The sequence below is a fragment of the Kitasatospora sp. NPDC053057 genome (genome assembly GCF_044546945.1).
GTDB lineage: Bacteria > Actinomycetota > Actinomycetes > Streptomycetales > Streptomycetaceae > Kitasatospora.
On sequence record NZ_JBITZP010000014.1, the window covers coordinates 117,006 to 132,915 of the forward strand.

At 73.9% G+C, this 15,910-nt stretch carries 14 protein-coding genes; 5 read left to right on the forward strand and 9 right to left on the reverse strand.

All coding sequences use genetic code 11. The annotated features are described in order from the left end of the window. Positions 1-47: 47 nt before the first annotated feature. The 3 genes from ACIG5E_RS17210 to ACIG5E_RS17220 are packed head-to-tail and all read right to left on the reverse strand — an operon-like array spanning position 48 to position 5,574. Complete coding sequence (locus ACIG5E_RS17210; protein WP_396534245.1) at positions 48-4,190, reverse strand: AMP-binding protein; 4,143 nt, start codon at positions 4,188-4,190, stop codon at positions 48-50. After that, positions 4,187-4,756 (reverse strand): DUF6309 family protein, encoded by a 570-nt coding sequence (locus ACIG5E_RS17215; RefSeq protein WP_396534246.1) that lies wholly within the window; start codon positions 4,754-4,756, stop codon positions 4,187-4,189. The genes ACIG5E_RS17210 and ACIG5E_RS17215 overlap by 4 nt, the downstream gene beginning before the upstream one ends. A 20-nt stretch (positions 4,757-4,776) precedes the next feature. Further along, complete coding sequence (locus tag ACIG5E_RS17220) at positions 4,777-5,574, reverse strand: phytanoyl-CoA dioxygenase family protein (RefSeq protein ID WP_396534247.1); 798 nt, start codon at positions 5,572-5,574, stop codon at positions 4,777-4,779. Positions 5,575-5,991: 417 nt separating this feature from the next. Between ACIG5E_RS17220 and ACIG5E_RS17225 the strand changes: the two genes are divergently transcribed. From ACIG5E_RS17225 to ACIG5E_RS17235, 3 genes are all read left to right on the forward strand, one after another. After that, positions 5,992-6,663, forward strand: coding sequence for a TetR/AcrR family transcriptional regulator (locus tag ACIG5E_RS17225; RefSeq protein WP_396534248.1), 672 nt, complete (start codon positions 5,992-5,994; stop codon positions 6,661-6,663). 132 nt (positions 6,664-6,795) lie between these two features. Next, positions 6,796-6,990 carry a DUF1918 domain-containing protein gene (locus ACIG5E_RS17230; protein WP_396534249.1) on the forward strand — a complete coding sequence of 65 codons (195 nt, stop codon included), beginning with the start codon at positions 6,796-6,798 and terminating at the stop codon, positions 6,988-6,990. Positions 6,991-7,043: 53 nt separating this feature from the next. Next, positions 7,044-7,760: a DedA family protein gene (locus tag ACIG5E_RS17235; RefSeq protein WP_396534250.1), complete on the forward strand. Its 717-nt coding sequence runs from the start codon at positions 7,044-7,046 to the stop codon at positions 7,758-7,760. Here the strand turns inward: ACIG5E_RS17235 and ACIG5E_RS17240 are convergent, their stop codons facing one another. Beyond that, positions 7,761-8,501, reverse strand: coding sequence for a PIG-L deacetylase family protein (locus ACIG5E_RS17240; protein WP_396534251.1), 741 nt, complete (start codon positions 8,499-8,501; stop codon positions 7,761-7,763). 194 nt (positions 8,502-8,695) lie between these two features. Between ACIG5E_RS17240 and ACIG5E_RS17245 the strand changes: the two genes are divergently transcribed. Continuing rightward, complete coding sequence (locus ACIG5E_RS17245; protein ID WP_396534252.1) at positions 8,696-9,715, forward strand: zinc-binding dehydrogenase; 1,020 nt, start codon at positions 8,696-8,698, stop codon at positions 9,713-9,715. Positions 9,716-9,731: 16 nt separating this feature from the next. Further along, positions 9,732-10,127 carry a MerR family transcriptional regulator gene (locus ACIG5E_RS17250; RefSeq protein WP_396534253.1) on the forward strand — a complete coding sequence of 132 codons (396 nt, stop codon included), beginning with the start codon at positions 9,732-9,734 and terminating at the stop codon, positions 10,125-10,127. 7 nt (positions 10,128-10,134) lie between these two features. Here the strand turns inward: ACIG5E_RS17250 and ACIG5E_RS17255 are convergent, their stop codons facing one another. From ACIG5E_RS17255 to ACIG5E_RS17275, 5 genes are all read right to left on the reverse strand, one after another. Further along, a complete protein-coding gene (locus ACIG5E_RS17255; RefSeq protein WP_396534254.1) occupies positions 10,135-11,340 on the reverse strand; it encodes an MFS transporter in 1,206 nt (401 codons plus the stop codon). 5 nt (positions 11,341-11,345) lie between these two features. Then, positions 11,346-11,891: a GNAT family N-acetyltransferase gene (locus tag ACIG5E_RS17260; RefSeq protein ID WP_396534255.1), complete on the reverse strand. Its 546-nt coding sequence runs from the start codon at positions 11,889-11,891 to the stop codon at positions 11,346-11,348. Further along, positions 11,888-13,057, reverse strand: coding sequence for a type III PLP-dependent enzyme (locus ACIG5E_RS17265; RefSeq protein ID WP_396534314.1), 1,170 nt, complete (start codon positions 13,055-13,057; stop codon positions 11,888-11,890). The genes ACIG5E_RS17260 and ACIG5E_RS17265 overlap by 4 nt, the downstream gene beginning before the upstream one ends. Before the next feature lie 80 nt (positions 13,058-13,137). Continuing rightward, positions 13,138-14,451 (reverse strand): DUF6271 family protein, encoded by a 1,314-nt coding sequence (locus ACIG5E_RS17270; RefSeq protein WP_396534256.1) that lies wholly within the window; start codon positions 14,449-14,451, stop codon positions 13,138-13,140. Further along, positions 14,433-15,503 (reverse strand): phytanoyl-CoA dioxygenase family protein, encoded by a 1,071-nt coding sequence (locus tag ACIG5E_RS17275; protein WP_396534257.1) that lies wholly within the window; start codon positions 15,501-15,503, stop codon positions 14,433-14,435. Before ACIG5E_RS17275 ends, ACIG5E_RS17270 begins: the two co-directional genes overlap by 19 nt. Positions 15,504-15,910: the final 407 nt, after the last annotated feature.

Consider the following 15,910-nt stretch of genomic DNA (forward strand, 5'->3'; position numbering starts at 1 on the left):
CGGATCGGGGCGGTTGGGATCGGAGCTGACGGGTAAGGGCTGTCGGATCAGGGTCGGCGGGTCGGGTCGGCGGGCGGCAGGTAGCCGGCCTCGGCGGCCCAGGCGAGCGCGGCCGACCACCACTGCGGGGTCGGCGCGGTGAAGCGGACGCCCAGTCGGTCCAGCACGGCGGTGGTGTAGCCGCTGTCCACCCGGACGTTGCGCTCCTCCTGCTGGGCCCAGGCGGCGGCCAGCCGGGCGGCCGTCGGGTGCTGCCGCTCGGCGCGGGCGATGGCGGCGGCGAAGGCCGCGTCGTCGGTGAGCCGGACGGGGTGGCCCAACGCCGCGAGCCAGTCGACGAGTTCGTCGTGCGGCGTGGTGTAAGGGGTCTCGACGTGGTAGGCGCCGGGGGCGGCGTACGGGTCGAGGGCGATCGCGGCGATCCCGGCGGCCACCGTGTCCACGTGCGAGAACGCGAAGGCGGTGTCCGGTCGGCTGGGGGCGGCGCCGGCCAGCAGGTAGCCGCGGACGAGCTGGTAGATCCGGTTGTCGCCGACGTTGGCCTGGAAGGCGCCGGTGCGGCTGTGCGCGGCGATGTGGCCGCTGCGGTACAGGTAGGCGGCGTGCCCGGTGGCCGCCCAGGCCCGGACGGCCTGCTCGGCCCGGTACTTGGTGCGCTCGTACGGGGTGCGGAAGTGCTGGCCGATCCACAGGTCGGCCTCGCTGAAGCGGCGCGGCGGCCCGTCCACGCCGCCGGACACGGCCAGCGTGGAGACGTGGTGCAGCCGGGCGTGCGGGGTGTGCTCGTCGACCCAGCCGAGCAGGCGGCGCACCGCGGTGTGGTTGGCGCGTTCCAGCTCGTCGGGCGAGGCGACCAGCCGGACGTCAGCCGCCGCATGCACCACGATCCCGGCTTCCCGGGCCCGTTCCAGCCCGGCCGGGGAGAGGCCGAGGCCGTCCCGTTCGATGTCCCCGGCGACGACCTGGGCCCGCCGGCCGGCCAGCCGCCGTACGGCTCCGGCGTCGTCGGCGGCCCGCACCAGGCAGGTGACCACGGCGCCGCGCTGCCGGAAGGCGTCCAGCAGGTGCCGTCCGAGGTAGCCGGTGGCGCCGGTGAGCAGCACCCGGGCGGGCTCGCGGACGCTCGCCCGGGCGGTGGGCGCCACCCGGGCGTGCAGCAGCTGCCCTGAGGTGGACAGCGGCGAGCGCTGCGGCCGGGCGGCCGCCGGTCCGGCGATCGCCGTGGCGAACCGCCGGAGGATCAGCTCGGCGGCGTGGTGCGCCACCGCGGGCCATCCGTACACCAGGTCGACGACCAGTCGCTGTTCCACCACCCTTGCGGTGAGCCGTAGTTGGTACAGCGGGTCGCCCCCGGCGCAGCGGGCCGCCCCGGCCTGCTCGTCGGCGACGGTCCAGTCGAGCGCGGGCTCCTCGGGCAGCCGGAAGGTGCCGAGGAAGTTGAACCCGACCGTGGGCTGCCCGCCGGCCCCGCCTGCCGCGTCCATCGGCCGGACGGGTGCATCGCGCAGCTGCCGCGCCGTCTCTTCCGGGCCTGCGGACGGGTCCAGCTCGATGTGCTTGACGGCGGTGAACCAGCCGACGGTGTCCAGGAATTCGCCCGGGTCGCCGGCCGTGTCCCGCCCGTGGGTCTCGACCTCCACCGCGAGCCGGGGCTCGCCGCGCCAGTGGGCGACGGCTCCGGCGAAGGCGTCCAGCAGGACGGCCTCCAGTCCGGCGCCGCCGCCGTGCCGGGCGACCAGCCGGGCGGTGGTTTCGGCGTCCAACGCCCAGCTGAGCGCGCCGGGTTCGGCGGGCGCGGCAGGCTCAGGGACCGCGAGCTCCGGAGCGGCCGGTGGAGCGGCCGCCGCCCACCGGTAGAAGTCCGCCGTCGGTGGCAGGTCGACCGGCTTGCGCTCCAGCGCCGACCGGTAGGCGTGGGCGAGGTCGTCCAGCAGGATCCGCCAGGACAGCCCGTCGACCACCAGGTGGTGGGCGATCAGCGCGAGCCGGTCTTCGGTGCCGGGCGGGCCGGTGAACAGGTGGGCGCGCAGCAGTCGTCCGGCCAACGGGTCGAGGCTGCGGTGGAGTTCGGTGCAGACCCCGGCGACGGTGTCGGCGATCGCACCGGCCTCGCGCGGGAGTCGGGAGTGGGAGACCGGGTCGAGGTCGGCTACCGCCAGGGGTTCGCCGTAGCCGTCCGGGCGGAGGGGGCGGCGCAGTGCCGGGTGGCGTTCCAGGACGGCCGCGACCGCCGCCGAGAGCGCGGCCGGGTCGACGGCGGTGCCGCAGCGCAGCAGCACCGACTGGTTCCAGTGCCGCAGGTCTCGGAGGGACCGCTGCCGGTACAACCAGCGCTGGGCGGGCGCGAGTTGGCCACCTTCTGAAGTGTCGCCGCATCGCGGGGCCGGGACGGCCGGGCCCACCGGTACCGCCACCCCGGCCAGCGCGGCCGCCGTGGGGTGCCGGTAGAAGTCCTCGTAGGCGACCCGCAGTCCGGAGCGCCGCAGGAGGGCGATGGTGCGCATGGCGAGGATGGAGTCCCCGCCGAGGCCGATGACGTCCGCCCGCGTCCCGATGCCGGGCAGGCCGAGCGCCCCGGCCCAGAACCGGGCGATCTCCCCGGCCAGGCCGTCCTCGGCCGGACCGGGCTGCCCGGCCGACTCCGCGCGGGATTCGACCAGTCGGGCCACCAGCTCGCCCAGCCGGGCCCGGTCCAGCTTGCCGTTCGGCCCGACCGGGAACTCCGGCAGCACCAGGATCGGCTGCGGCACCGAGTATCCCGGCAGCCGGTCGCGCAGGTACTCCGGCAATCCTCCCACCTCGGCGGATGGGTCCAACAGCCGTACCGCAGCGAGCAGTTGGTTGCCGACGGCGGTCTCGCGTAGCAGGGCCGCGGAGCCGGCCACGCCCGGGTACCCGTCCATGGCCCGCTCGACCTCGGCGAGGTCGACCCGGTACCCCCGGACCTTCACCTGGCGGTCCACCCGGCCGAGGAAGACCAGGTTCCCGTCCGCCCGCCGACGGCACAGGTCGCCCGTCCGGTAGGTCCGCCGGCCGTCGTGCCGGACGAAGCCCCGGGCGGTCTCCTCGGGCCGTCCGAAGTACCCGGCGCTGACGCCCCGGCCGCCGATCAGCAGCTCCCCCACCGCACCGTCGGACACCGCCCGCCCCGCGCCGTCCACGACGCTGAGCAGCACCTCGCCGATCCCGCTGCCGATCGGTACGGTCGGCTCCCCGATGGGCAGTTGACGGGTGCTGGTGGCCAGGAAGCAGGTCGCGCCGACGGTGGTCTCGGTCGGCCCGTAGTGGTTGACCAGCCGCTCGGTGACGCCTTCGTCGAGCAGGGCGGCGGCGAGCGGGCGCGGCAGGGCCTCGCCGCCGAGCAGCAGGGTGCGCAGCGGCGGGGTGCCGGCCGGGCGGCCCTCCAGCAGGGCGGTCAGGTGCGAGGGGGTGGTCTTGAGGGTGTCGACCCCGGCGCGGCGCAGCGTGGCCCAGAAGGCCGCGGGGTCGCGGACCTCGCGGTCGGGCACGAGGTGCACCGAGCCGCCGGTGGCCAGGGCGAGCAGCCAGGCGGTGTGTCCGAGGTCGGCGGCGAGGGTGGTGACGTGCGCGGTCCTGGGGGCGTCGGCCTCGGTGAGCCCGAGCCGGGCGGCCAGCGAGCGCGCGTAGTGCACGGCGTTGGCGTGGGTGACGGCCACCGCCTTGGGTTCGCCGCTGGAGCCGGAGGTGAAGGAGAGGTACGCCGGGTCCTCCCCGGTGGGCTCGGCGCCCTGCCAGCCGGGGCCGCCCGCCAGGACGTCCACCACCTCCACGCCGAGACCACCGAACGCGCCGAACCCGCCGGGCCCGCCCTCGGTGGCCAGCACCCGCCCGACCCGGACGGCCGCCAGCCGCCGGGCGAGGTCGGCCGCGGACCAGTCGAGATCGGTCAGCACGGCGGCCGCGCCGCAGCGCAGCACCCCGTGCAGCAGCACCAGCATCCGGGCGTCCCGGGGGCCGAGCAGGGCGACCCGGTCGCCGCGTCCGGTGCCGCCGGCGGCCACCCGGGCGGCGATCCGCCCGGCGGCGGAGTCCAGGGTGCGGTGGTCGAGGCTGCGGACGCCGTCGGCGACGGCGGGCCGGTCGGGGTGGGCGCGGGCGAGGTGCGACAGCAGGGCGGTGAGCGAGTCGGTGGCGGGGGTGGACCGGACGTGCCGTGTCGCGGAGGTCACGCCGCCTCGTCCCCCGTCCGTGCCGTCCCGGCTGGTCGGGCGAGCACCCGGGGGTCGCCCGCCAGGTACCCGTCCAGTTCGGCGCCTTCGGGCAGGCGCCCGGCCAACTCCCAGGCCAGCATGCGGTGCAGGCCGTCGACGTGGATCAGTCCGGCCCGCACCGCCAGGTCCGCGTAGTCGGGGTGGTCGACCGGCGCGGTGCAGAGGTAGAGCGGCGTGAACGGCGCCCGGCGCAACACGTGCAGCTTCGCCGCGCAGACCGGGTTGGCCGCCGCCCAGGCGGCGCCGCCGTCACGGACGCGCTCGGCCGCCCGGGCGACGGTCAGCCCGGCGCGCGGGACGAGTTCGAGCTCGCCGCCCTCGCTGAGGTGCCAGGGCAGCACGACGCCGAGGACGTCGGCCCGGGTGAGCCGGACCCGCCACCAGCCGCCGCCGATCTTGTCGGCGCGCTCCAGGTTCTCCTCGCCGTACACGTTGGTGTTCGCCTCGTGGGGCCGTTCCACCGGATGGTCCCACAGGTAGGCGTCGTGGACCTCGGAGTAGGCGACGGCGGTGACGATCTCCACGGCGGTGCTCCTCACGCGGTTCAGACGGTTCCGGTGTACTCGGTGAAGTGGTGTTCCGCGAACAGGTCGGGCCACTGGCCGTCGGCCAGGTCCAGTTCGCGGGCCCGGGCGAGCATCTGCCGCCAGTGCGGCTTCACCGGGCGCCAGCGCGCTCCCACCTGGCAGTAGGAGGCGTCGATGAAGTAGCGGGGGCGGCCCGGCCCTTCGGGTGCCGGTCTGCGGGTGTGGAACAGCGCCGAGTTGAGCAGCACGGTGGTGCCGGGCGGCAGCCGGCCGAGGACGACCTCGCCGGGCAGTTCCGCGGTGCCGTGGTGGGCGTAGGCGTTCTTGCCGGCGGTGTTGCGGTGCGAGCCGGGCAGCACGGCCAGGCTGCCGACCTTCTCGTCCAGGCCGCCGAGGTAGTGCAGGGCGTGGACCATCACCAGCGACGGGTCGGAGCCGTCGTGGGGCTCGCAGTCGTGGTGCCAGGGCTTTCCGGGGATGCCCGGGGACTGCCGGTCGCTGTGCAGGTGGTGGAAGACGAAGGACGGGCCGATCAGTCCGGTCAGCGCCCGCAGCAGCGGCGGGTGGGCGATCAGCTCGCCGTGGGCGGGCAGCTCCAGTTCCAGCACCGGTGGCGGGCCGTGCCGGCCGGGGTCGGTGCAGGCGGCGATGGAGCGGGCCCGCAGGCCCTCGTCCACCCAGCGGTCCACCTCGGGGACGAGGCGTTCGCGCAGCGCTTCGGGCAGCAGTCCGGGCAGGACGAGGTACCCGGACTCCAGGAACTGGCGGCGGTGCTCGGTGTCGAGGGCCTCACGCCCAGCGAAGTGTACGGTCACCGAACCGACCCCCTCCTTCCGTTCGACGGGACGCACAACGGGACGCACGACGGGACACACAACGGGACACACAACGGGACGCGGTACGGGAAAGGAGGCACACGGGTCCGTCCAGACTTCGGGTGGCGGCGGTGAAGCCCGTCGTCGCCACGGACAGCTGAGTTCGGGTTCGCGTTCGGGCCCGATCGGGTCGCAAGGGCCACGAAGAGACACGCGTCAACCACGCAAAGTGATCTGCCCCAGGAGTATGAACCGGCCTTCGCGTCCACGACAAGAGCAAAGCCAACCCGTGGACGCCTTCCCGCCACCTTGCCGTTCAGCTCCGGCCATCACTCGATTCCCGGCCCACCGGAAACTCCAGCCCTCCCCCGCCCCGGTGATTCGCCGTCGGAACAGCCGATGCGGCAGAGTTGCGACATGAGCGTCGACGCCCGGAGTCACCAGCACAGCCCCGGACCGGCCCGGCGGCGGCCGGTCCAGCAGCGCAGCCAGGAGCGGTACGGCCGCATCCTGGACGCCTGCGCCGGGCTGCTGGACGAGGTCGGGGCGACCGCGCTCACCACCAAGGAGGTCGCCCAGCGCGCCCAGGTGCCGATCGGCACCCTGTACCAGTTCTTCGCCGGCAAGGAGGACCTACTGGCCGCGCTCGCCACCCGCAACCTCGACCACTACCTCCAGCGCCTGGACACCCGGCTGGCCGAGTCCGCCCCGCTCGGCCCGGCCGGCTTCACCGACCTCGCGGTGGAGGAGTTCGTCGCGATGAAGCGCGCGGTGCCCGGCTTCGGCCAGGTGGACTTCGGGCTCGCCGGTACGGCGGTGCCGTCCGGGGTGCGGGACGAGACGCACCTGCTGGACGCGGGCGTGGACAACAACACCGCGGTCGCCCTGCGGCTGCAGGCGCTCGGCGGCGAGCTGTTCGAGGCGGGCGACCCGGCGGCCACCACGCTCGCCCTGCGGGTCGCCCTGGAGGCGGCCGACGCGGTGCTCAAGCTCGCCTTCCGGGGGGACCCGCAGGGCGATCCGGCGCTGATCGCCGAATGCAAGCGGCTGGTGCGCGGTTACCTCGCGCAACAACTGCCCACCGGCTGAGCCACGCTCCCGGCGGGCTCCGCCGGTCCCGTCCGCCCGAGGCGTTGCGAGCCCGCCGCGGCCGCAGCACAGTGGATAGCGGAACGGCGGACCGGCGGCGAAGGCCGCCGCCACGACCCGAGGAGAACGAGCATGCACGCAACGGTAGGTGACCAGCTCCACATCCACAGCAGGTCGGTGGGCATGGTGGACCAGAAGGGCGAGATCCTCGAGGTGCGCGGCACCAACGGAGAGCCGCCGTACTGGGTCCGCTTCGAGGACGGCCACGAAGGTCTGATCTACCCCGGCCCCGACTGCAACATCGAGACCCGCAGGGTGGAACGCTGACCGACTCCCCCGCCACCCCGCGCCTGCCGAGCAGTGCGAGGTGGTGAGGAGCGGTGACCTCGCCCTCGCCCCCGCTGCCCGGGGCGCTCGCCGGGCTCGCGCCACTGCTGGACCACTACGGGTACCTCGCGGTGGCGCTGCTCGTGCTGCTGGACAACTGCGGCATCCCGGTGCCCGGGCAGACCATCCTGGTGCTCGCCTCGGTGTACGCCGGCACCGGGCACCTGGACTTCACCGCCGTCCTGCTGATCGCGGCCGCCGCCGCGACCCTGGGCAACAGCCTCGGCTACCTGATCGGCCACACCGGCGGGCGCGCCTTCGTCCACCGCTGGGGCCGTTACGTGCTGCTCACACCGGCCCGGATGGAACGCGCGGACGGCTTCTTCGCCCGGCACGGCGGCAAGGTGGTCGCCGTCGCCCGCTTCGTGGACGGCCTGCGGCAGTACAACGGCATCATCGCCGGGACCACCGAGATGCCCTGGCGCCGCTTCGCGCTCTTCAACCTGCTCGGCGCCGCGCTGTGGACGGCCGTCTGGGGCACCTTCGGGTACGTCGCCGGAGCCAACATCGGGACGGTGTACCGCACGGCCATCCGTTACCAGCTCTGGTTCGCGGTCGGGCTAGGGCTGCTGGTCGCCGCGTTCCTGCTGCGGCAGGTGCTGCGCTACCGGCGCCGGCGCGGCGAGGGCACCGGCGCCTCCGCCGAAACCGGCGAATCCTGCGAGCCCGACGAGTCCGACGAGTCGGAAGACTCCTCCGAGGGCGACTAGCTAACGGAGCGGGAACACCTCGAACGGCACCGCGAAGCGCGTGCCCAGCCGGGTGCCCGCCCCCCGGCCGAAGCCCTCCAGGAACTCCCGGGCGTCCGCCATCGCCCCGCCCAGCCCGGCCAGGTACGCCTTGTGCTCCTCCAGCGAGGCGACGCCCAGGTCGAAGGTCCCGGTGGTGTCCACCGCGTGCCGGGCCTCCGGCGAGGACGCCGCCCAGATCTGCCGGACGCCGTTCCACGGCTCGTGGCCCTCGTCCAGCAGCTCGCGGAACACCCAGCGGTTCCCGGCGTCGCGCACGCCGTCCAGGGCGGCCCGGCCGACGGCGATGTGGTCGGCCTGGTTGAGGAACACCCCGCCGTAGGTCTCCCGGAAGTTGCTGGTGATCACGATGTCCGGGCGGTGCCGGCGCACCACCCGGGCGATGTCGCGGCGCAGCGGCAGCCCGTACTCGACCACGCCGTCCGGGTAGCCGAGGAACTCGACGGTCTCCACCCCGACGACGCGGGCCGAGGCGATCTGCTCGGCCTCGCGCAGCGGCCCGCACTCCTCCGGGTTCACCAAGTCGATTCCGGCCTCGCCGCTGGTGACCATCACGTAGATCACGGTCTTGCCCTGGGCCGTCCAGCGGGCGACGGCCGCCGCGCCGCCGTACTCCATGTCGTCGGGGTGGGCGACGATCGCCACCGCGGTCTGCCAGTCCTCGTCGACGGGTTCGAAGGGCTCGGGGGCCTGCTCGGTCATGCTGCTCTCTTCCCTCTCACGCACAGTCGTTCGGTCGTACCGCAGGCGACTCTAGAAGATCGCCATCCCCCACACGCCGTCAGGCCTCCTGTCCGCTCCAGCCCTTGCCCCTGACGCATAGGTCAGGAGTTAACGTCCTGGCGTCCCGCGGCGGCCCGACCGCCGCACCCCTCCCCTCCACGAGGAGCACCGCCATGGCCCTGCCCACCACCGCCCGCGTCGTCCGACTGGCCGCCCGGCCGAACGGGCTGCCCGTACCCGAGGACTTCGCCATCGCCGAGGAGCCGCTGCCCGCGCCCGGGCCCGGCGAGGTACTGGTCCGCAACCGGGCCTTCCTGGCCTTCCCCGGCCTGCGCACCCTGATCGGCGGCGGGGGCGCCGGCCTGCCCGTCCCCCACATCACCCCCGGCGACGCGCTGTTCGGCCCCGCCCTCGGCGAAGTGCTGGCCGCCCCGGGCGGCGGGCCGCTGCGCCCGGGCGACCTGGTCACCCACCTGTCCGGGTGGCGGGACCAACTGGTCGGAGAAGCCGCCCGGTTCACCCCCGTCCCGGCGGACTTCCCGGACCCGATGGCGCTGCTGTCGATCGCCTCGGCCGGGTACGGCGGCCTGACCCGCACCGCCGGGCTTCGGCCCGGGGACGTGGTGCTGGTGACCGGCGCGGCGGGCGCGGTCGGCAGCATGGCCGGGCAGATCGCCCGGCTGCTCGGCGCCGCCCGGGTGATCGGCACCACCCGCTCGCCCGCCAAGGCGAAGCGGCTCACGGCCGAACTCGGCTACGACGCCGTCCTGGTGCCCGGCGAGCGCCCGTTCGCCGAGCAACTGGCCGAGGCCGCACCGGAGGGCGTCGACCTGGTGCTGGACCTGGTCGGAGGCGAACAGCTGACCGCCGCCGTGGACGCGGCCCGCCGCGGCGCCCGGATCGCCGTGGTCGGCGCCCTGGCCGGGCAGCTCGACCCCGGAACGCCGGGCGGCGACGCACCCGCGGTCATCGACAGCTTCCGGGTCTGCACCCTCGGCCTGACCCTGCGCGGCTTCACCGGCGCCGACCACCCGGACCTGGACGCCGAATGGCGCGAGCGCCTCGCCGACTGGCTGCGCGCCGGGGACGTCACCTTCCCCTGGACCTCGGTCACGGGCATCGATCGGGCCCCCCACGCGTTGGTCAGGCTGTTCACCGGAGACACCTTCGGAGCGACCATCGTGGAGCTCTGAGCACCGAGGAGGCGGAATGCGGATCGGCGACGCGGCAGCCGCGGCGGGCACCACCCCCAGGGCCCTGCGCTTCTACGAACAGCGCGGCCTGCTGCCCCCGCCGACCCGCACCCCCTCCGGCCAGCGCGAGTACGGCCCCGGCGAGGTCGCCAGGGTCCGGGCGATCCGCCAACTGCTGTCCGCGGGCCTGACGGTGGACGACCTGGTCAGCCGGGTGCACCGGTTCGACCTGCTGGACGAGGACCCGCCACGCCGCTGCTGCGCCACGGACCCCGGGCCCGAGACCTTCGCCCCCGTGGTGTCCGCCCGCCTCGCGACCCTCGACGCCGAGATCGCCCGCCTCACCGCCCTGCGGAACAAGCTCGCCCGGCTCGCCGCGACGGGGGACGCGGACGAACCGGGCGAGGACTGAGGGGCGGTCAGCCAGCCTCGGAGGCCAACTGCTGGGCTGTGTGCCCGCGTTGGGGGTGGGGCCAGCTGATGCGGGTGGCGCAGACGGAGACCATCGCGGCGGAGGCGGCGACGGCGGCCAGGCCCCAGACCAGGCTGGTGCCGCCCGCGATGAACCCGATCAGCGCGGGGCCGGCCAGTAGGCCGGTGGTGCCCATGGCGGCGACCAGGGAGAGGGCGTCGGAGCCCTGGCGGGCGGCGGCGACGTAGACGCACGGGGTGACGGCGGCGACGCCGAGGCCGACGCAGGCGAAGCCGAGCAGGGTCGGCACCACGCCCCCCGCCAGCAGGGCGAGGGCGAGGCCCAGGCCGGCCAGCAGGCTGCCGGTGCGGACGATCCGGCCGTCGCCGAAGCGGGTGCGCCAGCCGTCGGCGAAGATCCGGGCGCAGACCATCATCACCGAGACCACGGCGATGCCCATCGGGGCGAGTCCGGCGCCGGCGTGCACCACCTCCTTGAGGTAGAGCGCCGACCAGTCGTTCATGGCGCCTTCGGTGACGGTGCCGAAGACCATCGCCAGGCCCATCCAGAGGGTGGCCGCGGCGGGCAGCGCGAAGCCCCGGCGCTGCCGCTGCTTCTTCTCCGTCGGAGCGGCGGCGTCCTGCGGCCCCTCGGCCAGCAGGCCCGGCCGGGCGGCCGCCACCAGTACCGCCAGCAGCAGCGCGGCCAGCCCGAAGTGGACGGCGAGGGTGCCGGTGAAGGCGTTGACGCCGGAGGCCAGCAGGGCGGCCAGCAGCGAGCCGGCGCTGAAGGTGGCGTGCAGCCTGGACATGGTGGTGCGCTCGAAGCGGGCCTCCAGCGCGGCGCCCTGGGCGTTCATCGCGACGTTCAGGCACCCGACCGCGACGCCGTCGCAGAACAGCACCAGCAGGGTGACCGGGTAGTTCGGCACCACCGACAGCGCCGGCAGGATCACGCCCAGGGCGACCGCGGACAGCACCGAGAGCAGCCGGGAGCCGAGCCGCCGCATCAGCACCGCGACCAGCGGGAAGGACACCGCCGCGCCGATCCCGCAGGTCATCAGCAGCAGCCCGATCTGAGCCTCGCCGAGATCGAGCCGGGCCTTGAGCGCGGGCACCCGGGACACCCAGGTCGCGTACTGGAACCCGAGGACGAAGAACAGTGCGCCGATGGACAGTTGGGACCGGCGGAACTCGTCGCGTACGGGGGACATGTGCATCAGCCCACTTCGGCTCTGGAGGGGGACGGGACGGTGTCGGCCGAGGGAGGTGCCAGCGGCTTGGCCATGTAGACCGCCTCGGTGCCGTAGCTGGCGGGCAGCCCGATCTCGGGCCGGGCGCGGTAGCCCAGTCGCGACCACAGCACCTGCGAGCCGCGCACGGCGACCAACGAGAGAGTGCGGAAGCCGGCCGCCCGCCCGGTCTCCTCCAGGTGGCGCAGCAGCCGGTCGGCCAGGCCGCGGCCGCGCGCCCGCTCGGCGATCACCAGGTCGTGGGCGTGCAGGTTGCTCCCCCGTTCCACGCCGTCGGACTCGGCCCGGCTGAGATCCGGGCAGTGGAACAGCGGGTACGGCAGGGCGAGCAGGTAGCCGCAGAAGCCGTCCGCGTCCTCCAGCACGAAGCAGGTCGACGGCGAGGCGTGGTGCCGGGAGCGCAGTGCCGCACCGCCCTCGGAGAGGCCGCTGGGGGCGTAGGCGCGTTCCTCGGCCGCGATCACGTCCGGCCAGTCGCCTTCGCGGAGCAGCCGGATGTGGTACTCGCTCATGCGTTTCCCCTTTTGCGGTGCCCGCCGACGCAGGTGTACGGCAGCGGCTCGAAGCCGTTGAACCCCTGGGTCGCGTAAGCGGTGGCGTACGCGCCGCAGGAGTGGATCCACACCGGGTCGCCGGAGGCGATCGCGCGTGGGACGCGGACCGGGCCACCCTCCTGGGCGTAGGCGTCGTCGCTGTCGCAGGTCGGGCCGGCCACGACGGCGTTGACGAACTGGCCGCCGGGGTGGGTGGGGAACTCCAGCCGGTACTGCAACTGGTCCATCTCGTACAGGCCGTTGAACTTGCCGCAGCTGAGGTAGAGCCAGTCCTCGCGGGTGCCGTCGAGGCGGTGGCGGGAGGTGAGCCGGGCGACGTGGGCGCGGATCGCGCCGTGGTCGGCGACCAGGTGGCGGCCGGGTTCGAGCAGGAAGTCCAGCGGGGCGGCGTTGACGGCGCGCAGCCGTTCCATGCCCTCGCGGAGCACCGTGAAGATCTTGTCCAGCGGTGGTTCGAGCGGGCGGCCGTGCCGGTCGAGCACGCCGAGGGCGGGCAGTCCGCCGCCGAGGTTGATCCGGTCCGGCACGATGCCACACCGGTTGAGCGCCTCCAGGACGGCGGCCAGCGAGTCGATCGCCGTGGCCCAGGCCTCGGTGGTCATCTGCTGGGAGCCGACGTGGACGGACAGGCCGGAGGGCACCAGCCCGGCGGCGCGGGCGGCGCCGAGCACCCGCAGGGCGTCCTCGGGCGAGCAGCCGAACTTGTGGCTCAGGCCCCACAGGGCGCCCTCGCCGGTGGTCGCGATGCGGCAGAACACCCGGGAGCCGGGGGCGTGTTCGGCGATCGCGGCGACGTCCTCCAGGCTGTCGGTGGCGAAGTCGCGCACGCCGAGGCGGTAGGCCTCGGCGATGTTGCGGTCGGACTTGATGGTGTTGCCGTAGTGGACCAGTTCGGGGGCGACGCCGGTGCGCAGCGCCTGGGCGATCTCCTGCGGGCTGGCCGCGTCGAAGCCGGAGCCGAGCCGGGCGAGGTGGTCGAGCACCTCGTCGACCGGGCAGGCCTTCATCGCGAACCGGACGGCGACGTCGGGCAGTTCGGCGCACAGGGCGGCGTACTGGCAGCCGATGCCGTCCAGGTCGTAGATGACGGTGTCCTCGGTGGCGGCGGCGAGCGCGGCGTCGATCGAACGCTCCTCGGCGGAGCGGCGCGGCTCGCTGGAGCGCGGTTCGGTGGTCTGGGGTATCACGTGTGAACTCCCGGCGGCTAGCACGGCAGCCGGTCGGCGGGCGTGGCCTTGCTCGCCCGCACCAGCGGGCCCCACGCGTCGATCAGCAGGGCGAAGTCCTCGATGTCCGCCTGCGCCTCGTCGAGCAGACGCGCCCTCCCGGGCGCTAGGTGGTCGGCGAACTCGGCGTACTTTCCGCCCAGTTGCCGGTAGCAGCGGTCGAGTTCGGTGAGTCGCCGGTGGTTCTCGGCGCGGTCCGTCGCGGCGCTGCGGCGGGCGGAGTCGGCGATCACCTCGGGGCGGACGTGGTGGTGCTCGTCGAGCAGGGCGTCGCCGGCCCGCTCCATCTCGGCGTAGACCGGGTGGAGGTAGAGCATGGAGAGCAGGAACTTGGCGTAGCGCTCCTGGTAGGCGGTGAAGCCGGCGCCGGTGCGCCGTTCCGGTGTGTAGTAGTTGACGATGTGGCGGTTGTGGGTGACGCCGGGCAGGGTGGCGTCGCGCACCAGGTGGTGCAGGAAGTAGTCACTGCCGATGGTGTCAGTGGCGGGCGGCAGCGGGACGCGCTCGTAGACCTCGTGGTCGAGGGCGATGTTGCACATGTCGATCCGCCAGATGTCGGGGTGGTCGAGCACGGCGCGGTCGGTGGTGAAGGGCTCGGTGCCGGCGCCGGTGAAGGACTCGGCGACGAGTTCCCGGCGCTCCTCCTCGGTGGCACCGGTGGGCGCCCAGAGTGCGACCACGTCGTGGTAGACCGCCGGGTCGAGGTCGCGGATCTCGCCGAGGTCGACGGAGAGTTCGCCGATGAAGGACGCGCCGACCAGGGCGACCGGCTTGTCGGCGTGCTCTGGGTCGAGGGTGTGCTCGGTGACGGCGGCGGCCGCGTCGGCGGCCTTGAGCCCGATGGTGGCGAGTTCGTGCTCGATCGGGAACACCGGTTCGCCGTCGTGCCACTGGTAGCGGCTGTCGGAGTCGCGCCGGTGCACCGAGGTGCAGCCGAGTGCGGCGGCCAGCAGGAAGGCCCGGTTGGTGCAGGCGCCGTAGGAGACGGTGTCGGGCAGCATCAGGTCGAGCAGTTTTTCCGGCCCCGGCAGGTCGGCGCGCTCGATCGCCGCGCGCAGGAAGGCGCGTTGGGCGTCCTCGTCCAGGTGGTGGACCACCACGTTCTCGACGGGCGGAAGTGCGGCGGCGGCCGCGGCGTGCCGGGCGCGCGCCGCCGGGTCGGCGGAGTCGAGCACCAGGAGGTGCACCCGGACGCCGAACCGCCGGGCGGCGTGGGCGGCTTCGGCGCCGACGGCGGTGATGGTGTCCGCGCACTCGCGGTTGGTGGGCAGGGTCAGGCAGACGGCGCGCATTCCCGCTCCTGCTCCTCGAAGGCACGGCCGGTCCAGGACCGAAGGCCGAGCAACTTCTCGCCCAGTTCGGTCAGTTCGGCCCGCCCGTAGCGCAGCGCCTCGGGCCGGTCGGCGTCCCCGACCAGGGTGCGGTTCCAGTCCGGGGTGGCGAGGGTGTGCCAGGACTCGACCCGGGAACGGCGCAGCGGCTCGGCCTCCTCCAGGGCCGGCATCATGGACAGGTACTGCACCGACCGCACGCCGTCCACGGAGGTGTTGGGGGCGACGCCGTGGGCGAGCAGCCCGTTCCAGATCAGCAGGTCGCCGGCCTTCAACTCGGGCCGGATCACCGGATACTCGGCGCGGTCGACGGCCGGGCGGATCGGGTCGCGGTCGGCGGGCTGGGCGGCCTGCCACTCGTTGTAGCGGCGGAACAGTTCCGGGTTGCACTGGAAGCCGCCGTGGTCGGGGGCGGTGTCATTGAGCGCGATGATGCCCTGGACGCGCTGCGGCAGCATGCCCTGGGTGGTGTCGACGTCCCAGTGCAGTTCGATGTCGAAGCCCTTGTCGGTGGGTTCGATGAGGGCGCGGTCGCGGTTGCGCACGTTCGGCGGGTTGAGGTTGAGCCGGTCGAGGGTGACCCAGAGCTCCTCGCAGTCCCACACGTCGACGAAGGCGTCGTAGACGCGCTGCGCCTGGCGGCTGTCCCAGATGAGCTGGTGGTGGTAGGCCTCGACGAAGCCGTAGATGTGCAGGTGCTGGTCGAGTTCGTCGCGGTAGTCGCGCTCGCCGTACCAGTCCTGCGGGCGGTCGGGCGACAGGCCCTCGAACTCCCAGGTGAAGTCGAGCAGTCGCCGCGCGGCGTCGGCCGGGATCGCCTCCTTCACCACGACGTAGCCGTAGGTCTGCCAGTGCGCGAAGTCCTCCTCGGAGAGCACCCGCAGCGGGTGCTTCTTGCGCAGTTCGCGCAGGGCGGTCCGGGCGAGGTAGCTCTCGGTGTCGGCGCTGAAGTAGGGGCGCTCGGAAGCGGCCCGGTACAGATATTCCCCGGGGCGTTCGTCAGGGCTCGGCATGGGCGGTCACTCCGTGGTTCGTGGTCGATGCAGCTCGTCCTGGGCGCCCGGTGCGGGCACGGCGAGCCGGCGGCCGGGGTGCGGCCGGAAGGGGAATTCGGCGCGCGGACCGGACGGCCGTCCGCATGCGCTCCTTCTTGCCTCGGCCTCCGAGCAGCGCATTGCGCCACATCAGGGGGCCAACTCGCCCGTCCGGCAGGGGTACTCACCCCGCATCAGTCTCCGCCGGACCGCGCTCCCCATACGTTGGACTAGACCAACTAATGGTGTCAACCCTTTCCCACGGGTTACCGCTTGGGAAATCAGCGCAGTTCACGGCGCCTCTGGGGGTTCGCTTTATGTTTCGGAGATTGACATAAGGCCGGGTATGTTTCGGCAATTGGCATAAGTGTGAAGACGATGAACCC

Bases quoted from the DNA above. Each gene is read 5' to 3' on its own strand.
- ACIG5E_RS17245 (WP_396534252.1), top strand. From the start codon at position 8,696: ATGGCCCTGCCCACCACCGCCCGCGTCGTCCGACTGGCCGCCCGGCCG.
- ACIG5E_RS17225 (WP_396534248.1), top strand. From the start codon at position 5,992: ATGAGCGTCGACGCCCGGAGTCACCAGCACAGCCCCGGACCGGCCCGG.
- ACIG5E_RS17260 (WP_396534255.1), bottom strand. From the start codon at position 11,891: ATGAGCGAGTACCACATCCGGCTGCTCCGCGAAGGCGACTGGCCGGAC.
- ACIG5E_RS17230 (WP_396534249.1), top strand. From the start codon at position 6,796: ATGCACGCAACGGTAGGTGACCAGCTCCACATCCACAGCAGGTCGGTG.
- ACIG5E_RS17270 (WP_396534256.1), bottom strand. From the start codon at position 14,451: ATGCGCGCCGTCTGCCTGACCCTGCCCACCAACCGCGAGTGCGCGGAC.
- ACIG5E_RS17250 (WP_396534253.1), top strand. From the start codon at position 9,732: ATGCGGATCGGCGACGCGGCAGCCGCGGCGGGCACCACCCCCAGGGCC.
- ACIG5E_RS17275 (WP_396534257.1), bottom strand. From the start codon at position 15,503: ATGCCGAGCCCTGACGAACGCCCCGGGGAATATCTGTACCGGGCCGCT.
- ACIG5E_RS17240 (WP_396534251.1), bottom strand. From the start codon at position 8,501: ATGACCGAGCAGGCCCCCGAGCCCTTCGAACCCGTCGACGAGGACTGG.
- ACIG5E_RS17255 (WP_396534254.1), bottom strand. From the start codon at position 11,340: ATGTCCCCCGTACGCGACGAGTTCCGCCGGTCCCAACTGTCCATCGGC.